Source organism: Streptomyces sp. JB150 (genome assembly GCF_011193355.1).
Taxonomy (GTDB): Bacteria; Actinomycetota; Actinomycetes; order Streptomycetales; family Streptomycetaceae; genus Streptomyces.
In genome coordinates, this window is the sequence record NZ_CP049780.1 from 984408 (window position 1) to 1004273 (window position 19866).

General features: G+C 69.4%; 24 protein-coding genes. All 24 read right to left on the reverse strand.

What is annotated here, in order from left to right:
• Window positions 1-7 precede the first annotated feature (7 nt).
• The 24 genes from G7Z13_RS04630 to G7Z13_RS04735 all read right to left on the reverse strand — a co-directional run bounded on the left by G7Z13_RS04630 (window position 8) and on the right by G7Z13_RS04735 (window position 19839).
• Window positions 8-628: a hypothetical protein gene (locus G7Z13_RS04630; protein WP_165996289.1), complete on the reverse strand. Its 621-nt coding sequence runs from the start codon at window positions 626-628 to the stop codon at window positions 8-10.
• Between the two features lie 8 nt (window positions 629-636).
• Complete coding sequence (locus tag G7Z13_RS04635; RefSeq protein WP_165994879.1) at window positions 637-1233, reverse strand: hypothetical protein; 597 nt, start codon at window positions 1231-1233, stop codon at window positions 637-639.
• Window positions 1230-2321 carry a DUF5047 domain-containing protein gene (locus G7Z13_RS04640; protein WP_206313001.1) on the reverse strand — a complete coding sequence of 364 codons (1092 nt, stop codon included), beginning with the start codon at window positions 2319-2321 and terminating at the stop codon, window positions 1230-1232. Before G7Z13_RS04640 ends, G7Z13_RS04635 begins: the two co-directional genes overlap by 4 nt.
• Window positions 2322-2325: 4 nt before the next feature.
• Entirely contained in the window at window positions 2326-4551 is a 2226-nt protein-coding gene (locus tag G7Z13_RS33290) for a hypothetical protein (protein WP_206313002.1), read from the reverse strand.
• A gap of 10 nt (window positions 4552-4561) precedes the next feature.
• On the reverse strand, window positions 4562-7957 hold the full coding sequence (locus G7Z13_RS04645; RefSeq protein WP_165996292.1) for a phage tail tape measure protein: 3396 nt from the start codon (window positions 7955-7957) through the stop codon (window positions 4562-4564).
• Between the two features lie 12 nt (window positions 7958-7969).
• Window positions 7970-8242 carry a hypothetical protein gene (locus G7Z13_RS04650; protein WP_240926115.1) on the reverse strand — a complete coding sequence of 91 codons (273 nt, stop codon included), beginning with the start codon at window positions 8240-8242 and terminating at the stop codon, window positions 7970-7972.
• Between the two features lie 158 nt (window positions 8243-8400).
• Window positions 8401-8754: a hypothetical protein gene (locus tag G7Z13_RS04655; protein WP_165996294.1), complete on the reverse strand. Its 354-nt coding sequence runs from the start codon at window positions 8752-8754 to the stop codon at window positions 8401-8403.
• Window positions 8751-9101, reverse strand: coding sequence for a hypothetical protein (locus G7Z13_RS04660; RefSeq protein ID WP_165996296.1), 351 nt, complete (start codon window positions 9099-9101; stop codon window positions 8751-8753). Before G7Z13_RS04660 ends, G7Z13_RS04655 begins: the two co-directional genes overlap by 4 nt.
• A gap of 79 nt (window positions 9102-9180) precedes the next feature.
• Window positions 9181-9948 (reverse strand): Ig-like domain-containing protein, encoded by a 768-nt coding sequence (locus tag G7Z13_RS04665; protein ID WP_165996298.1) that lies wholly within the window; start codon window positions 9946-9948, stop codon window positions 9181-9183.
• A gap of 54 nt (window positions 9949-10002) precedes the next feature.
• Window positions 10003-10437, reverse strand: a complete 435-nt coding sequence (locus G7Z13_RS04670; protein ID WP_240926116.1) for a hypothetical protein — start codon at window positions 10435-10437, stop codon at window positions 10003-10005.
• Entirely contained in the window at window positions 10425-10706 is a 282-nt protein-coding gene (locus G7Z13_RS04675) for a hypothetical protein (RefSeq protein WP_165996300.1), read from the reverse strand. The genes G7Z13_RS04670 and G7Z13_RS04675 overlap by 13 nt, the downstream gene beginning before the upstream one ends.
• 9 nt (window positions 10707-10715) lie before the next feature.
• Entirely contained in the window at window positions 10716-11060 is a 345-nt protein-coding gene (locus tag G7Z13_RS04680) for a hypothetical protein (RefSeq protein WP_165996302.1), read from the reverse strand.
• Window positions 11060-11605 (reverse strand): mobile element protein, encoded by a 546-nt coding sequence (locus G7Z13_RS04685; RefSeq protein ID WP_165996304.1) that lies wholly within the window; start codon window positions 11603-11605, stop codon window positions 11060-11062. Before G7Z13_RS04685 ends, G7Z13_RS04680 begins: the two co-directional genes overlap by 1 nt.
• Window positions 11598-11822 carry a hypothetical protein gene (locus G7Z13_RS04690; protein ID WP_165996306.1) on the reverse strand — a complete coding sequence of 75 codons (225 nt, stop codon included), beginning with the start codon at window positions 11820-11822 and terminating at the stop codon, window positions 11598-11600. The genes G7Z13_RS04685 and G7Z13_RS04690 overlap by 8 nt, the downstream gene beginning before the upstream one ends.
• Before the next feature lie 116 nt (window positions 11823-11938).
• Entirely contained in the window at window positions 11939-13276 is a 1338-nt protein-coding gene (locus tag G7Z13_RS04695) for a phage major capsid protein (protein ID WP_165996308.1), read from the reverse strand.
• Window positions 13277-13283: 7 nt separating this feature from the next.
• Window positions 13284-14123 (reverse strand): HK97 family phage prohead protease, encoded by an 840-nt coding sequence (locus tag G7Z13_RS04700; RefSeq protein ID WP_165996309.1) that lies wholly within the window; start codon window positions 14121-14123, stop codon window positions 13284-13286.
• A gap of 2 nt (window positions 14124-14125) precedes the next feature.
• Window positions 14126-16078: a phage portal protein gene (locus G7Z13_RS04705; protein ID WP_240926117.1), complete on the reverse strand. Its 1953-nt coding sequence runs from the start codon at window positions 16076-16078 to the stop codon at window positions 14126-14128.
• A gap of 1 nt (window position 16079) precedes the next feature.
• Window positions 16080-16310 (reverse strand): hypothetical protein, encoded by a 231-nt coding sequence (locus tag G7Z13_RS04710; protein WP_240926118.1) that lies wholly within the window; start codon window positions 16308-16310, stop codon window positions 16080-16082.
• Between the two features lie 4 nt (window positions 16311-16314).
• Window positions 16315-18051: a terminase TerL endonuclease subunit gene (locus G7Z13_RS04715; RefSeq protein ID WP_165996311.1), complete on the reverse strand. Its 1737-nt coding sequence runs from the start codon at window positions 18049-18051 to the stop codon at window positions 16315-16317.
• Window positions 18020-18475 (reverse strand): phage terminase small subunit P27 family, encoded by a 456-nt coding sequence (locus G7Z13_RS04720; RefSeq protein WP_165996313.1) that lies wholly within the window; start codon window positions 18473-18475, stop codon window positions 18020-18022. The genes G7Z13_RS04715 and G7Z13_RS04720 overlap by 32 nt, the downstream gene beginning before the upstream one ends.
• A 93-nt stretch (window positions 18476-18568) precedes the next feature.
• Entirely contained in the window at window positions 18569-18994 is a 426-nt protein-coding gene (locus G7Z13_RS04725) for an HNH endonuclease (protein WP_165996315.1), read from the reverse strand.
• Between the two features lie 87 nt (window positions 18995-19081).
• The gene (locus tag G7Z13_RS34035; protein ID WP_277347388.1) at window positions 19082-19213 is read right to left on the reverse strand and encodes a hypothetical protein; all 132 of its coding nucleotides are present in this window, start codon (window positions 19211-19213) and stop codon (window positions 19082-19084) included.
• Between the two features lie 62 nt (window positions 19214-19275).
• Window positions 19276-19518: a hypothetical protein gene (locus G7Z13_RS04730; RefSeq protein ID WP_165996317.1), complete on the reverse strand. Its 243-nt coding sequence runs from the start codon at window positions 19516-19518 to the stop codon at window positions 19276-19278.
• Window positions 19519-19647: 129 nt separating this feature from the next.
• Window positions 19648-19839 carry a hypothetical protein gene (locus tag G7Z13_RS04735; RefSeq protein WP_165996319.1) on the reverse strand — a complete coding sequence of 64 codons (192 nt, stop codon included), beginning with the start codon at window positions 19837-19839 and terminating at the stop codon, window positions 19648-19650.
• Between the last annotated feature and the right edge of the window lie 27 nt (window positions 19840-19866).

Consider the following 19866-nt stretch of genomic DNA (forward strand, 5'->3'; position numbering starts at 1 on the left):
GGGTGGGTTAGAGGCTGACGGTGACGCCGTTGAAGCCGATCCACGGAGGCTTGACGCTGCTGCCGAAGCCGTGGACTTCCAGGTAGCCGTCGGTCTTGACGTCGAGCTTGAGGGCGATGCGGTCGCTGCTGATGTCGGAGCAGGGGATGAGAACCGTGCGCAGCGTGGACGGGCGCGCGGCGGACGGCAGCGCCGTGTTGTTGACGACGTAGCTCGACGCCGGCGACGACGGGTAGGAGGCCCGGCCCAGCGCGCCGCGGAACTGCAGGCTCTCCTCGCCGCTGATGTTGAGGATCCGGTACTGCAGGCTTCCGTTGGAGTTGCCGTTCTGCGTCCACGGGCTCTCGGGGGTGATCGTCTTCCAGGTGGACTGGCCGACCGACACCGCGGTCCAGGCGGTGCCGTCCCACAAGTCGAGGCGGTTGATGTCCTGCAGCCAGGTCAGCATGCCCTCGACCGGGGCCTGGTCTCCGGCGAGGGTGGCGCCGCGCGCGGACGCGGACGCGAAGCGGAGAACACCGCGCGGGATGACGCCGTCGGCGAGGGCCCGGATGGCGTCCGGGATGGACGGCGGGTCGGTGAGCTGCCACAGGTCGATGCCCTGGCCCCACTGGTCCGTCGTGGTCACGGGCCCTCCTAGATGGTGTAGCTGATCCCGTCGAGGGACACCCACGACGGCAGGTTGCTGGACTGGTAGGTGCGCAGGACGCCCGCCGTGTTGATCTCCAGGCGCACTGTGGCCGGGACGACGGTGGCGTCGCGGGCCACCGCCCAGGCCACGGACGCGCTGGGGCGGATCGCGGCCGGGAGGGTGGCGAGGGTGGCGCCGTCGGCGATGGTTCCGGAGGTGGGCCCGATGCGGCCGCGCATCCAGATCCGGCGTCCTTCCCGCAGGTAGGAGGCGGTGTAGCCGTGCCCGGGGTTCTGGAAGCCGGCGGCCAAGGTGAGGTTCGTCCAGCCGGACGTGGTGGCCGCACGGCCGCGGCAGAGCCAGTTGCCCATGCTGTTCTGGTCGAGGATGACGACGTCGCCGACCGCGGGCAGGGCGTAGGTCTCGAGGCAGCGGATGTCCTCGATGCCGTCGGCGTCGATGGTGCCGTCCGTGTTGACGGCGGTGACGGTGGCGAGCCGCCAGTCGGAGCCGCGCACTGACGGCGCCCGCTCCCCCGCGCGCCGAGCCTGCTGCTGCAACGCCCACGCGAGGTCGCGGTGGCCAGCATGCGAGGACTTCACGCATCCTCCTTCGCGCTGATCGTCGAGATCGGAAAGCTGCCGCCCTCGTCGAGCGGCACACTGAAGCTGGCCACCTGGTGGAGCTCCCGGGTGCCGTCCTCGTGCATCACCCGCAGCACGTCCCCGGGTTCGAGCGCAGGGTTGGGCAGGGAGCTGATGTCGCCGGAGGCGTTCGGTGCCCGCGCGGCGGCCAGCTTGAGGTTGGCGGCCTGCGCGCAGGCGTTGACCGTGGTCAGCGTCGACGAGCTGTAGAAGAGCGGCCGGCGACCAAACGGTCCGCCCCAGTACGTCGGGCTGCTGGTGTCGCTGTCGACGGCCAGAGCGGAGACGGGCGGCGCGTTTTCGCTCGTGTTCTCCCCGCGGGCGAGGACGCCGTTGTAGACGCCCTCGCTGCTCATGGCGCGGTTGGCGGAGATGTAGACGCCGCCGTCGGTGGCCTCGACCGCCCACACGGGGGTGGCGGTGAGCAGGTCGGGCAGGGTGGAGATGACGAAGGCGCCGTCCGCGTTGGTGTACACCTCCGCGCCCGCGGCGGCGGCGATCTCCTGGCAGCCTGCCCACGGGTCCGCCTCGACGTCGAACGTGCGTTTCCCGATGGGCTGGTCGGTGATCTGGCTGAGGACCGTAGCGTCGGGGATGCTGCGCTGGATGAGCGCGGTGACCGCGCCCACGACCGTCCCGGTAGCCGTGTACGGGGCAGTGAACCGGTCGTCGACGACGATCGCTTCGAGACCCTTGCCTTGCAGGGTGACGGGCCCGTCAGAGACGTCGCCGTCGACGGAGTCCAGCCGGAACACGCCGAGCGGCACCAGCTCTTCACTGCCGTCGCCGTACTCGACACCGCGGGAGATCCGCAGCCGTGCGCCGTAGGTGGCGAGCTGGTCGGCCGGGGTCCGGGGGATCAGTGTCGGGTCGGCGATGGTGACGGTGCAGGTGCGGCGGATTGCCTGCCTGCGGTCCACCGTCACCGATCCCCCGGTGTGATCCAGATCGAGGACGCGGCCGTCGGTCAGGAACAGCTGAACCTGGGTGGCCACGCGGTGCGACTCGGCGAGCTGGGCCAGGAACCGGTCGCTGACGGGGTACACCGCATCACCCCATTCGGCGGTCGAGGAGGAGATCCTCGCTGGTGGCGTACACGTCGAGGAGGTCGGCGCAGGTGGCGAACTCGGTGACGATGTCCTGCCAGGTGCGGCCAGCGGCGCCGTTGACGCCGATCGTGGTGGGCCGGTCCGCTTCGGTGAGGGGCAGCGTCCAGGACCGCCACTGCTCCTGCGCGAGCGCGCCGACGCGGCCCTCGGTGATGCCGGCGACGTTGACGTACATGTCGCTGACGCCCATGCCGGGCGCGGCCTGCCACAGCAGGACGTGGCCATCATCGAGCAGCAGGTGCAGGGCCTCCCGCTCGGCGTCGGAGCGCGTCCAGATGGCCAGGTCACCTTCAAGCCCTTGGCGCCGGCCGGACAGGACGACCTTGTTGCGCCGACCGCGGACGACGAAGCTGCTCTGCTCGATCGGCCGCTGCCATTCCGGCGCCCGCTGCACCAGCACACGCAGGTTGCGCTGCGGGTTGCCGGGGTCCTTCAGCCACGCCTCGTTGACGTCGGCCAGCGTGAGGGTGACAGCCTCCGATGAGCGTGTGGACTCCAGCGCGCCCGAGTCGAGGTGGATCTCCATCCGGTAGCTGAACGGGGTGCTCAGCGGCGCCTCGTGATCCTCGATGATCAGCAGGTCCGACGTGATCAGCACCCCGTCGAGGAGCCCAGACGGGCCGCGGACCAGAGTGCGGGCCCCGTCCTGGGTGACCCGGTACACGGTCAGCAGACGGTCGAGCGGCAGCTCCCGCAGCGTCAGGGTCGCGTACCCGCCGTCGGGATGGACGTCGACGTCGGTCAAGGGCAGCACCTGCCAGAGAGCGACCGAGTCGATGTTCAAGGCGCTGCCCGCAGCAGAGGCGTTGACCAGCACCTCGACGGCCGCCTGGGTGGCCGCAGCCGGGGCCTCGCCGTCGCTGGGCATGCCGTACCACGCTGTGCCAGGCAGCGAGTAGGCGGTACCGGCCGACGCGCCGAGATCGGCGTTGGCGGCGTCGTACCAGCGGATCCTGACCAGCACCCCCGACCAGGAGCCGGACGCCGGATGGGCGGTCAGCCGCGCACGCCAGTTCACGCCGCCGGCTACCGGGACGCGCGTCGACCGCAGCGTAGAGGTGGACGCGGTCGAGGAGGTGACGGCCAGGGAGTAGGAGCCGTCGTATGCGGCACTCCCCCACGGCGTCGACCGGGCGATCGTGGCCACCCCCGCGGCGACCGTCCACCCGGCGACGCCCTGCTCGAAGCTGCCGTCCGCATACGGCAGGACCGTGCCCGCCTGCAACTGCGGCGCCGCCGTGATCACCACGGTCTCCAGGCGCAGCACCTGCCCGGCCGCCGCACCGTCGAGGCCGGCGGCGATCGAGGCGGTGGCCGCGTTGGCAGGGGCGACCATGGACACCCGCTGCCGGTACATGCCCGTCCCCGGCGGGGCGAGCGTCGACCGTGCGGCGCCGACCTGGTTGCCGTTGCTGTCGTGGAACCGCAGCTCGATCCAGGCCTGCGCCGACAGGACGGGCGGCTGCAGGTAGGCGTAGGCGAGGTACTCCTGGCCGGGTGTGACCGCGGGCCGGTCCACGCACTGGACAGCGGCGTTACCCGCGGCGACCGCGGTCATCGCCAGGGTGTGCCCGCCCGCCAGATAGTTCGTCACGGCCCAGGACATGACCGGCACCTGGCGGGTGATCGTCGCGTTGACGAGGGCTGTCCACCCGGAGGCGTCGACCTCGGTGCTCTCCACGTTGAAGGGCAACAGGTTGCCGGTCGTGCGGATCGGCATGCCGAGGTAGACGTTCTCCCAGAAGTGGTTGACGTTCCCGGCCGCCGGCGTGGACGACAGCAGCACCTGGGCGCCGCGCGCCGCCGACGGAGCGACCGCGGCCACGCTCACCCGGTGCCAGCTCGCAGAGGAGCCGGTCGTCGTCAGCGACCACGAGATGCTCACCTCGGTGCCGGTAGCGGTCAGCCAGCGGATCCCGATCCGCTCCCCCACCGACCCGGACGCGTCCGCGAACGCGTAATAGGTCGTGCCGGGGATGATCCGGTAGCTGGAGACGGTCCGTGCCTGCACCTCCCCGGCCGCCACGCTCTTGACGACGAGGCAGCCGTCCCCGTTCCGGCCCCCGCTGCCCCTCGACAGGGTGCAGTTCAGCTTGGAGGTCCAGCCGCTGATGGACGGGTCCATTGACTCGGTCGCCGCGGAGAGGAGGTTCCCGGGGATCGCCACAGTCGCCTCCTCACATCGCGTTGAGTACCTGGATGAGCTCGCCTTGGGCTGTGCGGACCTCAGCGCGGGCGATGTCGGTGATCGGCTGGTTACCGACGTACACCGCAACCTGCAGGTCGGCGAAGTTGGCGCCTCGAGGCGACTCGCGAGCCTGGGTAGGTTGCGCAGCCATACGAGCTGCTGCCGCAGCGAGCTGCACGAACGCCGTGGACTGCGCGGGGGTGAGTACCGCCTCAGGCTCGCCGAGGTGGTTGACACCGACCTGGCCTGGCTTCAGCCAGCCACCGGAGTCGTACTTGAGGCCGTACCAGTCGGTGAAGAGGCTGTCGTTGTAGCCGCGGGCGCGGGAGCCGACGACAACGCCGTCACCGCCCCTCGATTCCACGTTGGTCCCGTTGAGCGTGCCGGCAGTGTGGCCGACACCCGCGTTGGTGATGCCGACCATGAAGGGGGAGCGCGCGCCGCGCACCCAGCCAGACGGGGCGGAGGCGCCGGAGAAGGCGCCGGTGGCCCACCGGCGGGAGTAGGGCTTCAGGCCGCGGATGATGTTCTCGAGCGCGCTCATGAAACCGGAGCAGTCGTAGCCCTTGGGGCCGACGCCGCCCCAGATGTAGGGCTTGCCCGCCTGGGACCGGGCGAACTTGAGCGCGGACTTGAAGCCCTTGCCGCCGATGCCCGCGGCCTCCAGCTTCCCGTCGGCCTTCTCCGAGTATCCGAGGATCGACTTGATGATCCTCTTGGGGATGCCGGTAACCATGTCCCGGTACAGTGACGCCGACCCGGCGATCTTGTTCAGCAGCGGCTTGACGACCTTGTTCAACCCGGCCTCGGCGGAGGCCTTGATGCCGTCCTTCAGCCAGTCGACGCCGGCCTTGGCGAAGTCCACGGTCTCGGAGGCCGCCGACCCGATCCAGCCGAAGATCCCGCCGTCGGCGAATCCGGGCAGGCCGAGGGCGCGCTGCACGCCGGCGACACCGCCGGATCGCGCAGCCGCGTTCATGGAGTGGACATAGCCGGGGCCGACCGCGCGGGTCCACTCGGGCCGCATGACCGCCTCGCCGCCGGACAAGGCCGCGAGGTGCACGTCCCTGCCAGGGGTATAGCCGGGCAGCACGCCACCAGTGGCGAAGCCCTGGATGGGGTTAAGCTTGGGGGCGCCGAAGGCTCCGGCGACCTTGTTCCACACCTTGACGATGCCGCCGTTGTAGACGGTGTCGATGATGAACTTCACCGGCGCCTTGGCAATGCCCTTGATCTTGTCCCAGGCCACCTTGATGGCGGCGCGGGCCGCGTCGAATGCCTTCCCTACCTGCCCGGTGGCCGCCTTCAGCTTGTCGAACACCGGCTTGATCCCGGACTCCCAGACGGTCGAGATGACAGTCTTGATGCCGTTCATGGCGGGCTGCACAGCGTTGGTCCACAGCCATTTCGCCCAGCCGCCCACCGTGCGCAGGCCGGCATTGAACCAGCCGAAAATGACCTTCACGCCCGTCCACATCGCGCGGAAGCCGTCGACAACCCAGCCGACCACCGGCGAGATGGCGTTCGTCCAGAGCCACGTCGCCCACCGCCCCACGGTGCGCAACCCGGCCGTGAACCACCCGAAGATGACCTTGACGCCGGACCACAGGTATCCCAGCCCGGTGACGATCCACCCGACGACCGGGCTGATCGCGTTCGTCCACAGCCATGAGAAGACGGCGCCGAGCAGCTTGACCGCGAGGTAGATGGGCCCGAACACGACGATCGTGATGACGGTCAGCAGGACGCGCGCCGCCGTGTCGATGAACGAGAACACCGGCTTGATGACCGTGTTCCACAGCCAAGCGAACGCGGCACCGACCGCGGCGAGGGCCACCTTGATGCCCTCGAACGCAGGCTTGAGAACGCTGTTCCAGACGTACAGGACCGCCGTCTGGATGCCCTGCCAGGCGGCCATCACGATCTGCCGGAACGTCTCGCTCTTGTTCCAGGCCACGGCGAGGGCTGCTCCGAGCGCCACCAGGGCGATCACGATCAGCGTGATCGGGTTGAGCGCCATGATGGAGTTCAGCAGGGCCTGAGCGGCTGCGAATCCTTGTGTGACGGCGGTTCCCGCCAGAATCGCACCGCGGTAGACAGCGAAGACGGCGGTGACCAGCCCCGTCGCGATGGCCTGCGCGTTCAGCGCGATCGTCAGACCGCCGACAAGTGCGGCAGCAGGGATCAACCAGGCGCCCCACTCCTGGAACCAGCGGCCGGTCGCGGCAGCGGCTTCACCCACCCATCGGACCGCGTCGTCGAGTCCGCGCAAGGCGGGCAGCACTACGGACTGCACTACAGTGCCGATGGCGCCCATGAACTGCCGTTGCAGCATCTTCAGTTCGGTCGACGTGTTGCTCCGAATGGTGTCACCGACGCTCTTGGCGGCGCCGCCGACCTTGCCCAGTCCATCAGCAGCTGCAGAGGGGTCCATCGCCAGTAGAGCGGCCCCCAGATCCTCTGCTTGGGTTCCGAACAGCTGGACAGCGACCTGGGACTGCTTGACCGGGTCCTTCACGCTGCGCAGCTTGTCGAGCGTGAGGTCGAGGACGCCGTTGGCCGCAGAGCCACCCTTGGCGAACTTCTTCGCCATGTCGTCCGCGTTGAGGCCGAGCGCCTTGAAGCCGTCGGAGGTGGACTCAGATCCGTCGACGGCCCGGATCGAGAATTCCTTGATCGCGTCGGCTGCAACGTCGCTGTCGCGGGCACCGGCACGGATCGCCTGGTTGAGCAGGCCGATCGCAGTGGCTCCGTCGAGCCCGGCCTTGCGAAACTGGGTCGAATACTCGTTGATCGTGTCCATGAAGTCGCCCGCCTTGTCGGCGGACGACTGCAGGCCCTTCGTCAGCAGGTCCAGGGCGGCCGGGGCGTCCTTCGCCAGGCCGGTGCGGATGAGCTGGGTGGCCGCGTTAGTGGTGCCGACCAGATCCTGCTCGAACGTGCTGGCCAGATCGGCGACCTTCGTGGTGATCGACTCGATAGCTTTGGTGGTGGCCTTCTCGTCGATCAGCCCCGACCCCATGACGGCCCGCACCGCGGCGGCGCCGTCCTCGAAGGAATCGACGACCGCCTTGGAGTACAGCTCCCCCGCGATCTTTCCCGCCTGCTTGGCCCCCTTGCCGGACAGGCCGAGCTGGGCGGACAGCCGATCGGCCATCCGCTCCTTCTCCACCGCCGACACTGTGGACGCCACCAGGATCGCCCCAGCAGCTGCGCCGGCCGCCGCGAGACCGACTTTCCAGGCGTCAGCGAACCGGCGTCCGGTCTGCTGCCCGGCCTGCTCACCCGCGTCGCCGGCCGGGCCGGTCAGCTGGCGGCGGATCTCGTCCGAGATGCCGCGGACACTGGGAATGATCTGGATGGTGGCGTACCCGACGGACGGCATGGGCACCTCCCGTCAGGTGATCTCTCCAGCGGCCAGGGCTCGCTTCCGTTCAGCAGCCCTGCGTAGCGCGCGCTGCCGGGCTTCCTGCCGCTCGGGGCTGTTCTTGTCCGCCCGCTTGGCTTTCGCGCCCACGCCCGGGCGCGGGAACGGCTTCGGGGCCGGTTTCTGCTTCCCCTTGGGGACGCCTTCCTGTGACCGCTGCCAGTTCGCCGCGCGCAGTTCGTCGATGACGACGGCGGTGAGGTGCTCTTGCAGGCCCCAGATGCTCTCGTCGTCGCCCAGCACGAGCCTGGTGCGGGCGTCCGGCGGGAGTTGGCGGATGTAGCCGCCGAGCTCCCGCCACGTCAGCAGACGGCGCCCCTGGGCGTCTCGCGCGAACAGGTCGCTGAGCCTGACGCCGTAGTGCTGGCGCAGGTCTGCTTGGACTGCCTCGCCGTGCTCCTTCAGGAGTCGGACGAGGCCTCGGATTCCCCCTCGCCCACGCCGCAGTGCTGCTTGTAGGCGTCGAAGAGGGCCTTCAGCTTGTACTGCGGCAGGCGGATCTTGCGGAAGTCCTCCCAGTCCTTCTCGCCGAGCGCGGCCTTGAATACGCCGACGGTGGCCGCGATGTCCCCACCCTCTGCGGCTTCGATCAGACCCCACACGTCGAGGTCTTCCATGTGGGCGAACTCCCACCGCCTGCCGCCCCAGTGGACGCGCCACGGGGTGAGATCGACTTCGGCCTGCACTGCGTCCAGGTTGAAGTCGAACGGCTGGTCGTCAGCAGGGCGGCTCTTTGTCGCGGTTCGGGTGGTCATCGCGGTTCCTCTCGCGGTTCGGGCTTGATGATCTGGACGGCTTCGGCGATCAGCGTCAGGCGGACGGTGCTGAGACCATCTGGGTGGAGGGTGATCTCCATGGGCTGCTTCGCGACCAGCCACGGGAACGGCTCGCCGTCGACGACGATGGCCCCGCCCGGCTGGACGACGATCTCCTTCGCCAACTGCGGCTCCGGGCTGGCTCCCGACTCGGACGCGGCCTGCTCTTGCAGCAGCGCAGCAACAACGCGGCCACGCATCTGCCGTGGCAGGTCGTCGCCGTCCTGGATGAGTCCGAGCTGCACCGCCTTGGCGGCGATGTCGGCATCGGTGTAGGTCAGGCGCATGTCGCGGTTCCCTCCGCGGTTCGAGGTGGAGCACCGGGGCGCGGCCGAACCGCGACGAACTACCGCGCCCCGGCGGTCATCAGGTGACAGTGACGGCGCAGGTATCGGACTGGCCCTCGTAGGTGGCGGTGATCGTCGCCGACCCCGGGTCCACGGCCGTGACGAAGCCGGCGGAGACGACCGCGTCGGCCGGCGCCGAGGACACCCAGGTCGCCTGAGCGGTGACGTCGGCGGTGGTGGCGTCGTCGTAGCTGGCGGTCGCCGTCAGCGCGCCGATCTCTCCGTCGGCCAGGGCCAGCGTTGCCGGGGTCACCGACAGGCCGGTCAGGACCGGGGTGGTCTGCCGGTTGAACAGCACGCCGCCGCCCGTGGGGTAGATCGTGGCGGCGAACGTCATGGACTCCAGGTCCGCTTCGTTCTCACCGTGGTCGCCATCCAGGGACACCTCGGCGTAGTTCGCCGAGATCAGGCGGCGGACCTTGTCGCCCTCGCGCGTCTCGAACGCCACCAGAACCTTCGCCGGACGGGGCACGACGATCTGCGTCGCCGACGAGCCCGGCCACAGCAGGCTGTAGGTGGTGGCGTTGTCCTCCAGCGCAGTGAAGGACTTGGTGAGCTTGAAGTGGTTGCGGCTCGTCCTGACGAGGATGCCGCCCCAGGCGAACTTGTCGTCGGTGTCCTCGTCGCGAGACTCGGGGAAGCCCTCGTCGCCGTCGAGCAGGCCGACCAGATCCCAGTCCGGCCCGAACGGGGTGCCCGCGTTGGCGGGCAAGGTCGCGGAGAGGTTCGTGGAGATGTAGACGTCCGCGTCCGTCCACAGATTTGCCTTCAGCGGGTCGCCGGCCACGGCGTCCTCCTCATCTCGGTACAGGGGGTTGTCGTCGCGGTTCGGCAGCAGCCGTTACGCCGTGAGCGGCTGCGGTTTCACGTTGGCGATCGCCGTGAAAGTCGACAGGTCGATGCCGGAGCCGTCGTCCGTGGTGGGCAGCGGCCCCGTCCCGGGGCGGAAGCCGCGAATGATCGGCCCGGAATGGACCAGCCACAGGCCCTGGCACAGCATGGCCAGGTCGTGCGCCTGGTCGGCGTCCTGATGCCAGACGGTGCAGCGCAGCGTGCACCGCGTGTTGGCCATGGACGGGTGAGGCAGATCCGAGTCCTTGCGGACCAGGACGAACGGCAGCAGCGGATCCTCCGGGGAGCGCACCGTCGGCACCTTGGTGCCGACGGTGACCCCGGCTGCGAACGGCTCCGGCCGCGCCGCCAGAGCCGTCCGCAGCACCTCCGCACCCGCGGCCTGCACGTCTCCGAACACCACCAGCGGCTTCACCGCTGCCACGCCTTCACCTCAAGCCCGGCAGAGCCGGCCGCGCGGGTGAGGATGCCGTCGCGGGCCTGCCAGGCCATGGCCTGCACGTCCGCCACGACCACCGTCGCCGCACCCCGGTCCGTGGTGTAGCCGCGCACCTCGATCGTCGTTCCTGCCGGGACGAGAGCGCGGACGTTGCCTGCGACCTCGTCGGCGATCCCGTCGATCAAGTCCCGCACCTCCGGGCCGCGCAGGATCTCCCGCACCCCGGCCGAGTCGAGTTCGAAGCGTTCCAGCACGTCCACCTCCTATCCGGTGGCACGCACCATGACGAACTCGATGTGATGGACACTGTCGGTGAACAGGTCCGGCCAGACGGCAACTTCGCCGTCCACCTCGTACACCTGGCCGCGCCAGTCGATGCGGTCGGTGGCCTTGATGTCAGGGCTGGTGCCCTCGGCCGACTGGACCCGGTAGCCGGTGACGACCGCGTTGCGCTGCTCGTCGGCTTCCTCGGCCTGGTTGTTGGGCTGGATGTTCAGCCCGGTCACCGTCAGTCGGTTCACCGCGCCGGGCGACCAGTCCGGGACGGTGTTGCCGCCCCGGTCCGTCTTCGTGCCGGCCCGGACCCGCACCGCGCTCTGGTTGAACATCACGGCCGGTCACCCCGGTTGAGCTGGTAGCGCTCGACCGCGGCCGTCCACTGGGAGGTGACGCCGATCGCCGCCTGCACGCCGAACGTGACGCTCTGCCCGCCGACCGTCTTGGTCTGCACCCCGGGGTCGATGCGGAACATGGCCCGCGCCTGGTCGATGACGACCTCCTGGATGTCCTCCGGGATCGGCTCGTACCCGTGGTCGTAGACGCCGCTGATGCAGCGCAGCCGGTCCGGCCAGCAGCCGTTCAGGCGCCGCAGGAAGCCGTCGGCAGACCACGAGTAGTCCGTCCCCACCACCAGGTCCGTCCCGTCCAGGGTGACCGAAGTGACGGCCAGGACCGGCGCGGCCGGCAGCAGCACCGACTCGGTTCCGTTGCCGTCCAGAGTGAAGGCGTCGCCGGTGACCAGCGAAACCGGATGCCGCACGGCGCCGCGGAACCGCCGGGAGGCGGCGTTCAGCGCCCACAGCAGCTTGGGGTCGTCGGCTGCGGCCCCGAGCGATGCGGCCAGTTCTGCCGGGTCGGCCAGAGGCTCAGCCATCGCCCTTGTCGGACGAGGCCGTGCGGGCCTTGTTGCGGGTCGTCGTCCGGGACTTGGCCGCGGTGTCCTCGGCGGGCGCCTCGCCGGTCTGCTCCTGCTGCTCGCCGGAAGTTCCCTCGAGGACGCCGTACCGCTCGGCGTCGGCCTCGTTCAGCTTCATCGTGGTCGTCCTGCCACCCGGCAGCGTGACCTCGTACTCCTTCAGCGGCTCACCCATGGTGGCCACCTCCATTCGCTGGTCGACGGGCACGGGCTTCGAGGGCGGGCCGCATGCGGCGTGCTCACCGCCGCACACCGGGCACCGCCCTCGTATCATCCGCGAGTTGAGGAGGGTCACGCGGCCAGGTCGATCTCGACGAACGCGGACGGCTGGATGACGCCGAAAGCCGCGCGCATCTCGGCGAGGATCGCCACCAGGTTCCGCACGAAGAAGTCCGCGTGGCTGTCCGTCACCGTGATGCTGGCCTGCTCGCGGTCCCACAGCATCGCCTTGCGGAAGTCACCGACGTAGCCGGTGCCCGCCGGGACCGCCTCGGTCTGGATGACCGGCAGGCCCCACAGGGCCGTCGCAGTGCCAGCCGCTCCCGGGCCGCCGAAGTAGAAGTCGGCGTTGCCGTTCACGCTGAGGTCGATGGACTCGACGTCGGCCGGGTTGAGCAGGTACGCGTTCGGCACGCTGCGGCCCACGGTGTAGACCTTGGTCTTGGCCTTGCGCAGGGTGCGCAGGCGCTGCATGTCCTCACCAGTGCCCGTGGCGTCCCAGGCCTGCGTCTGGATGCCGCTCACGTTGGAGAGGCCCTCAAAGTTCTCCCCGGTGCCGTCACCGGAGATCATCTGGTCTTCGAGCTCCTCCTCCAGGCCATACCGGAGGAAGGAGTCGATCAGGGTGCGGATCTGCGCCGCATCCGACAGGGCCCGCTTGGTGATCGGGATCCAGTGCGCGATCGTCCGCACCGGCGTCGTCACCTTCGCCACGGCCAGCCCGGACTCGGGCTTGTAGCCGCCGCCGGCCGCCGGAACCAGCGCACCCGCCGTACCAGGGGCCGTCGGCGCCGCCGATGTCGTGGCCTCCGCCACCGGCGCCGCCGCGTTCGTCGTCGACGTGACCCGCACGTACTCGATGGTGTCCGAGCCAGTCGTGCCGTTCGCGACGACGTCCCGCAGCCGCAGCGGACGCTGGAACAGATCCAGGCCCACCTGCAGACCGCGGTAGTCGGTCTGCACGAACCCGCCGGCCGACGTGTCGGAAGCGCCCGTGACCAGGCTCTTGTAGCTGGCCGGCATCGACTGGACGCGCGCCTTCGCGCCGAAGCCGCCGCGCGGCGCAGACGCCATCAGGCCCTGGTACGCGTCGCTCTTGACGAACGACTCGCCGAGGCTGCCCGCACCCTCCGGGACGATCAGCCCGGAAGCCGTGCGGCGCTCACCGGACTTCTCGTTCAGCTCGACACCGTCACCGAGATCCGCGAGGGCCTGCCGCATCGTCGCGGTCGCCTTCGCCTTCTCCAGGCCGGCCTTGGCCTCCTTGGCCTTGGCCATGTGCTCGTTGAGGAGTGTGCGCTCCTCGTCAGTGAAGTCCCGGTCCTCGGTCTCGGCCTTCGCCGCGATCTCCCGGGCTTCCTTCAGGTGGTGGGTGAGCTCGTCGAGGAGCTCGTCGGTCTTGACAGGCATGGGGTCCTCATCCCGTGAGCGTGGAGACCTCGGCCTCGAGGGCCTGAAGGTCGGCGAGCTGACGGAGCGAGGCGGGGCTCGGGCCGGCCGGAGCTTCCTTGGCCGCAGGCGTCTGCGGCGAGGGCGTCTCGGGCGGGTTCGGCGTGGCCTTCTCTTCGTCGTCCGTGCTGGAAGACAGGGAGTCCAGCAGCTCCTTGGCGAGTCGCGCGATCTCCTTCACGCGCTCCTCGTTCTTCGCCGACAGCGTCCTGCCGGCCTTCGCCGCCATGGCCCCTGTCAGGGCCTGGCGAAGCTCCTCGGTCTGGGCGGCGGAAGCGCCTTCGACCGCGATGCGCATGGTGGCGCCGTCGCTGCTTTTGACGTCCAGCAGTTCCGTGGCCTGGTTCGCGCCGATCAGGGTGGGGCCGACCTCGTAGAGCTTGAGCTTGCGCAGCTCGTAGTATCCCTCGCCGTCATTCTGGTCGACCCACGCGCCCTCCTCGACGTCGTAGGCGAAACTGAACTGGGTGACGCGGCGGCCCTTCAGCAGCTTGTACACCTGGGCGGCCTTCGAGCCGGGCTCCGTGTCGATACGGGCCTTCACCCACAGGCCTTCCGGCCGCTCCTCGGCCTCCAGCACCTCCCCGATGTGGTACTCGGGGTCGTGGGACATGTGCGACCACAGCACCGGGATCGGATCTCCGCGGCCCTTCCACTCGGCGAGGGTGTCCGCGAACGCCCCCGGTGTGATCTTGTCGCCGACGCTGTCGAGGTTGTACGCGGCGACGATCGCCTCGAACGTCCCCTCGTCGGTGCCCTCGTGCTCACCCGCCGCCTTGATGCGCACGGGGCAGCTCTTGATTCGCATCCTTACTCCTGTGCGTAGTCGAGACGGCACTTGCAGTTCGCGGTTTCCTTGGCCTCACCCTTGCCGTCGCCGGGCCACCTGAGACCGTTCGAGAAGACGTCATCGAGGCTCACCGCCTCGCCGTCCTGGGCCCGATGCGACGGCCGCGGGTTCGCCCCGCCCGTCCGCCAGATCTTCTTCGTCACCCCGGACACGCCAGCCGCATCGTGGGAGCCGAAGCCGCGGGCCTCCGTCGCCGCCGTCGACGCCCGCACCTGGGCAGCCACAGCCCACAGCCCGGCCGCGTGCTCCAGCCCGGCCCGCCAGTCCTCGCCCGGGTCCTCCTGCACCGCAGCAACCGCGTCCCGGCCGGCCTGCTCATGCTGGGACGCGTGCGTCTCCGCTGCAGCCAGCAGCCACGGCAGCATGACCTCCGGATCCCAGCCCGCAGCCTCAGGGTTGAACGCCTCCAGCACACCCCACGCCGACAGTTGGGCGATCCGGTAGCCGTGCTCGGCCAGCAGAGCCTGCAGCTCCGCCAGCCGGTCCTCGGCGCCCTCGTCCCACCAGGCCAGCAGGTCCGGAATGCTGTCCGCTTTGGCGCCCGCCCGGGACAGCAGACGCGCCGACTGCCGGTTCGTCCACCGCTCCAGCGCGGCCGTGAACGCCTCAAGCTCCTCGTCGAAGTCCCCAAGATCGTCCGGCCTGCTCGCCCCGGCCGCCTTCATCAACACCAGGCGGCCCCGACCTTTTGGGAGGGCCGCAGCCTCCGGTGCCGAATCGGTCGGCGACGCCTGTCCGCCGACAAGGACGTTCATGGGGGTGATGAGATCGTTTCCGCCATCGATCTGCGGAAGATTCATCCGGGCCCGGGCCTCGTTGCGGGTCAGCCATGGCGCACCCACCGCGGTCTGCAGCTGCTGCGCCTGCTCCTCGAACGAGCCGCGGAGCTTCTCCTGCAGGTTGAACTCGACGTACACGCCCTCGGAGTCCGGCAGGTCCGGGATGAGCTGGAGACCGATCTCCTCCTGGATCATCTGCAGCCACGGGCCGAGCGTGTCCTGGTACAACTGCTGGTGCTGCTCGCGAATGTTGGAGAACGTCGCGTTGTCGAGGATCCCGACCATCGGCAGCGGAATGTGGTACGCCGCCGCGACCTCCTCTCGGGTCAACTTCCGGGCCTCGATGTACTGCGCCTTCGCCGGATCGATCGCCAGCTGCTCGTAGGACATGCCGTCCTCGAGGATCGGCGTGCCCTGCCCGCTCTCGACGTAGCCGCGCCAGCCCTCCCGGAACCGGGCCTTCGCCCCATCGGCCCACGCGGGCGCATCCGCGGGCCGCTTCAGCACGCCGGACAGCCGGCCGCCGTTGCGCCACATCTGCTCGCGCGCCCGGTTCGCCTCGAACTCCTCCGCCAGCAGACTGCGCAAGGCGTCGATCGGCGACGAGCCGTACCGCAGGTCCACCGGGTCGTAGCCGTGGAAATGCACCACCTGATCGGGTGCGAGCTCGAGATCGCCCTTGGAGCCGTGAATCCTGAAGGCTTCCGGCTGCAGCCAGCTGGCGCCCTCGATCGTCATCCTGGACGGCGGCACCGGGATCACCCCGATCACGTTGCCGCCATCGACACGGACCTTCACCCAGTACGCCGTGTCATAGATCGCGATGTCCGACACGAGACGCTCGATCAGCCGGTACCGCGTCAGCTGGGCGCCCGGAGCAGCCAGGATCTGCGGCAGTGGATGATCCGTCAGCCGCTCCCGGTCCGTGTCCGACACCCTGCGGAAGGCGTGCAGGCCCAACTGAGCAATGTTCCGGGCCAGGAAACTGACCACCGTGCGGATCTGCGGCTGGCACCGGTACAAGTGCGCGTACTCGTGGTAGATCCCATCAGCCAGCCGCACATAGGCGGCTGGGGCAGCCAGAGGCGCCACCGACACCGCCGAAAGCTGCCCTTGGGAGACGACGAACGCCACGTCAGCCTCCCGCCACCTGAATGAACTCCACCCGGGCGCGCTCGACGATGACCTCACCGTCCATCGGCGTATCCGCCGCCCCGTGCTGCATCAGCGTCACGTCCCGCAGCACCAACAGCGGACCCCGCTTCGCCCACAACACCCCAGCGAACGCCTTATCAGAGAGGTTCACCACCACCCGCCTGCGCACCGCAGTCCTGCGCCACGGAAACCAGCCCCACACGACGGCCACCCCCTCACACGACCTCCAGGCCGCCGTCCTCGTAAGCCGACTTCACCGGCACCTCGCGGGCCATCGCCTCCGACAGCGCCGTCACTGCCGCAGACACTGCGTCGATCTTCTCGGCGCTGCGTGCCTTGTCCGGCTTCACGTTGCCGGCCGGATCCATCGCCACAGCCAAGTTGTCGACCATCCACGTCACCGCCGGGTTGCCGCCGTGCCGGAACATCGGCTTCGCGGGCGTACCCTTCAACAGCAGGCGCTGCAACTCCTTCAGCGGCGGGCTCATAGTGACAAAGCCCTGCCGGACCTTCACCATCGGCGCGTTCGCCTCAGCCAGCTTGTTCGTCAACGGCACCGCGGACCACGGGTCATAGCCCAAAGCCCGCACGTCGAAGGCATCCAGGTCCCGCTCCACCTGCAGCTGGATGTAGTCGTAGTCGGCGACATTCCCAGGCGTCGCAACCAGCAGGCCCTCACGCACCCACACCGACGCGGCACCCGCCGTGCGCTGATCCAGCGCCTCGACATTGTCCTCCGGCGTCCACAACCGCCACAAGGCGTCGTAGCCGCCGCTCTCGTCCGGAAACAGCCAGCACAGCGCCAGCAGGTCAGAGGTCGCCGCCAAGTCCAGACCGCCATACGCCTCACGGCCCAGCAGCCTGGCCTCGTCGACCATGCCCGCATTGCGGTTCCACGACTCCAGCGTCAGGAACTTCGTCTCCTGCTTCGTCCGCCGGCCCAAATGCAGCCGCAGGTACTTCGCCAGGTCCGCCGGGGACTGCTTCGCCTCATCCGACTTCGCCTGCAGATACGAGCGGGTCGGCGACACCCCATACCCGGGATTCGCCTTCCGCCACGTCGCCTCGACGTGCGGGTCGTCATCCCGCTCCGCCGCCCACACCACGCCATACACACTCGGCGCCTCGAACACCCGACGGGCCAGCTTCTCGATCCGCTGCCGCTTCCGGTCGTAGACACTCTCCCGCTTACCGGAGTCCGCCGTCGTAATGATGACGATCAGCGGCTGGCGACGAGACCCCGTGCCCGTCTCGATCGTCTCCACCAGCTCGGGCGTCTTGTGCTCGTGCAGCTCGTCGATGATCGCGCAGTGGATGTTCGCTCCGTGCTGCGCGCCCGCCACCGAGCTGATCGGCTTGAAATAGGAGCCGCTCCTGGGGTGCAGGATGATGTGCTTCAGCGGCTTCACATGCCGCTTCAACGCCGGGGCCGCCTCCGCCAGCTTCTTCACCGGCTCAAAGACGAACCCCGCCTGCTCCTTCGTCGTCGCCGCCGTAATGACCTGCGCGCCACCCTCGCCGTCCGCGCACGTCATGTAGATCGCCAGGCCCCCGGCCAACGTCGACTTGCCGTTCTTGCGGGGCACATCCACATACAGCTCGCGCACGATCCGCACGTAGGCATCCGCGTCGTCGTCCCAGCGCACCCATCCAAAGACCGGCGCCAGAATGTACGCCACCTGCCACGGATCCGGCCGCAACGGCTGCCCCGCCCACTGCCCCTGCGTGTGCCGCAGCAGCGAGAACGCCTTGATGACCTTGTCCACGCGGTCCGGATCGAACACCGCGCCCGGAGCCTCACCCGGTGACGGAGTCTGAATCAGCGGCGGGCAGTCCGGCAGCGGGATACCCCGCGAGACGAGATACCAGGCGACCTCCGGCGACAGCTTCAGCCGCTCAAGCTCGACCTCGTCCGGCAGCTCAGCCGAACGGGTTGTCGTCCTCGTCGCCATCGTCGGCCCCCCTCGCCAGGGCCTGCTCCGTCGACGGGGTCAGCCCGAAGTGCGCCGCCCAACTGCGCATCTCGCGGCCGGCCGCACGAGCGATGCCCACACACGGGTGAGCCAGCTTGCCCTGCCGGGCCTCGATGACCTGCCCCTCTTCTTGCACCGTGCGCGTCGCCTGCACGAACGTCGCCCACGCCTCGCAGTACGCCGCCAGCGCCGCCCGATCCTCCGGCTTCAGCAGATCCAGCCGGGACAGACCAGGCACGACCCGCTTCCACTCGGCCGCCGCCTCGCGTGACAACCACGACGGCGGGTTCGGCGGCACCCGCTTGAACGCCGGGCCCAGATTGACCGGCCGGCCCGCGGTGTCCTTGCCGTCCCCACGCCCCTTGATCAGCTTCAGAGCGGCGGGCTGAGCAGTACGGCCCATGATCACAGACCCCCTATGCCCAATTCTGTGCAGGCATCTCCCTCACTGACCGCGGCGGGCCCCCAGACGATCACGACAGAGATTCTGACCCCCCTACCCCCGCTCCCGGGCCGGTGGATCGAGATCAGAGGTCCCGCGGTTCGCTCTCCGACGTTCAGCTCGGGCCCGATTGGCCCGCGCAGCCTCGGCCTTCGACTTCAGCTCATGGTCCTCAGCGCAGATCAGCCCGAGGTTGTCCATGTCCCTCGCCGAGCCGCCCTCACTGATGGGGATTTTATGCTCAAGGTCGAAGGTCTCGCCCTCTTCAGCCTCGCGACCGCAGACATAGCAGCAGCCGTTGTCTCGCTGCTCGACTCGCCTCTTCAGTGAGCGCATCGTGCCGGAGCTCATGCCGTAGCGGTCCTGCTTGCGAGCTCGGTTGGCCCAGGGCTGCGGCTGGTGCTCGTCACATCGGCCGCGCTTGGTGGCGAACCCGTAGCAGCCAGCCGCTCCGCATCTGGTTGGTGGTGCGGTGGGCATGCCCCTCCTCCCCTGTGCCCTGCCCTCAGCCCCAGGCCGGTAGGTGGGGCGGTACCCCCCGGCATCCCCCTGGGGGTACCGGAGGGGCTACTCCCCTTTGTCCACCCCGGTGGCTTCGCCGTTGACCATGGTGGCGAGGATGCGTGCGGCGCCTTCCTTCTTCGCCGGAACGGGGCAGAGCATGACCTTGTCGTCGTTCTCGACGGTGATGATCCGCAAGTCAGGGGATCCGTACCAGTTGAGTCCCGCCGCCTACGACGGGGGCGTGGACGGCGGGACGGTCAGGCGGCGCGGCGGGCACGCTGTGGCATGGGCCGGTAGGTGCGGGCGCGTTCGCGTATCTCGGGCAGGGCGTACATGGTCTTGTACTCGTGGCCCTGCCCGGTGAGCCGGCCGTCGCCTTGGAAGCGCTGGATCTTCCCGCGGCGCGCCCACTGCCGGATGACCGTCCCCGGGACTCCCGTTGCCGCGGTCGCTTCGTGCTCGTAGACGAGGTCGTCCGGGTACAGCTCGGTGACGTCCATGCGGCCTCCCCGGGGCATGCGAAAGGCCCCCGGCAGTAGCTGGGGGCCTCAGAGGCTTGCGGGCACACGTGTCCTGCCCTGGGGGCACTGTGACATACGGTGATCGGCTCGGTCAAGCAGTGACCGCGATCAGGCGGTCACCGACTCCTGCCCTGCGACGGGGAGGACCTCGATGGGCATGGCCCAGCCGAGGTGGGCGAGTGCTCCTTCGAGGGCGGCGTCGGCTCGGCTTTCTTGCCAGGCTGCGGCGATGTCGGGCCGGTCGAAGTGCAGCAGCAGCCGGCCGCGCTCGACGGTGGGGGTGGCGTGGGCGAGGAGCATGCCGGTGACGTGACGCCGGCGAGAAGC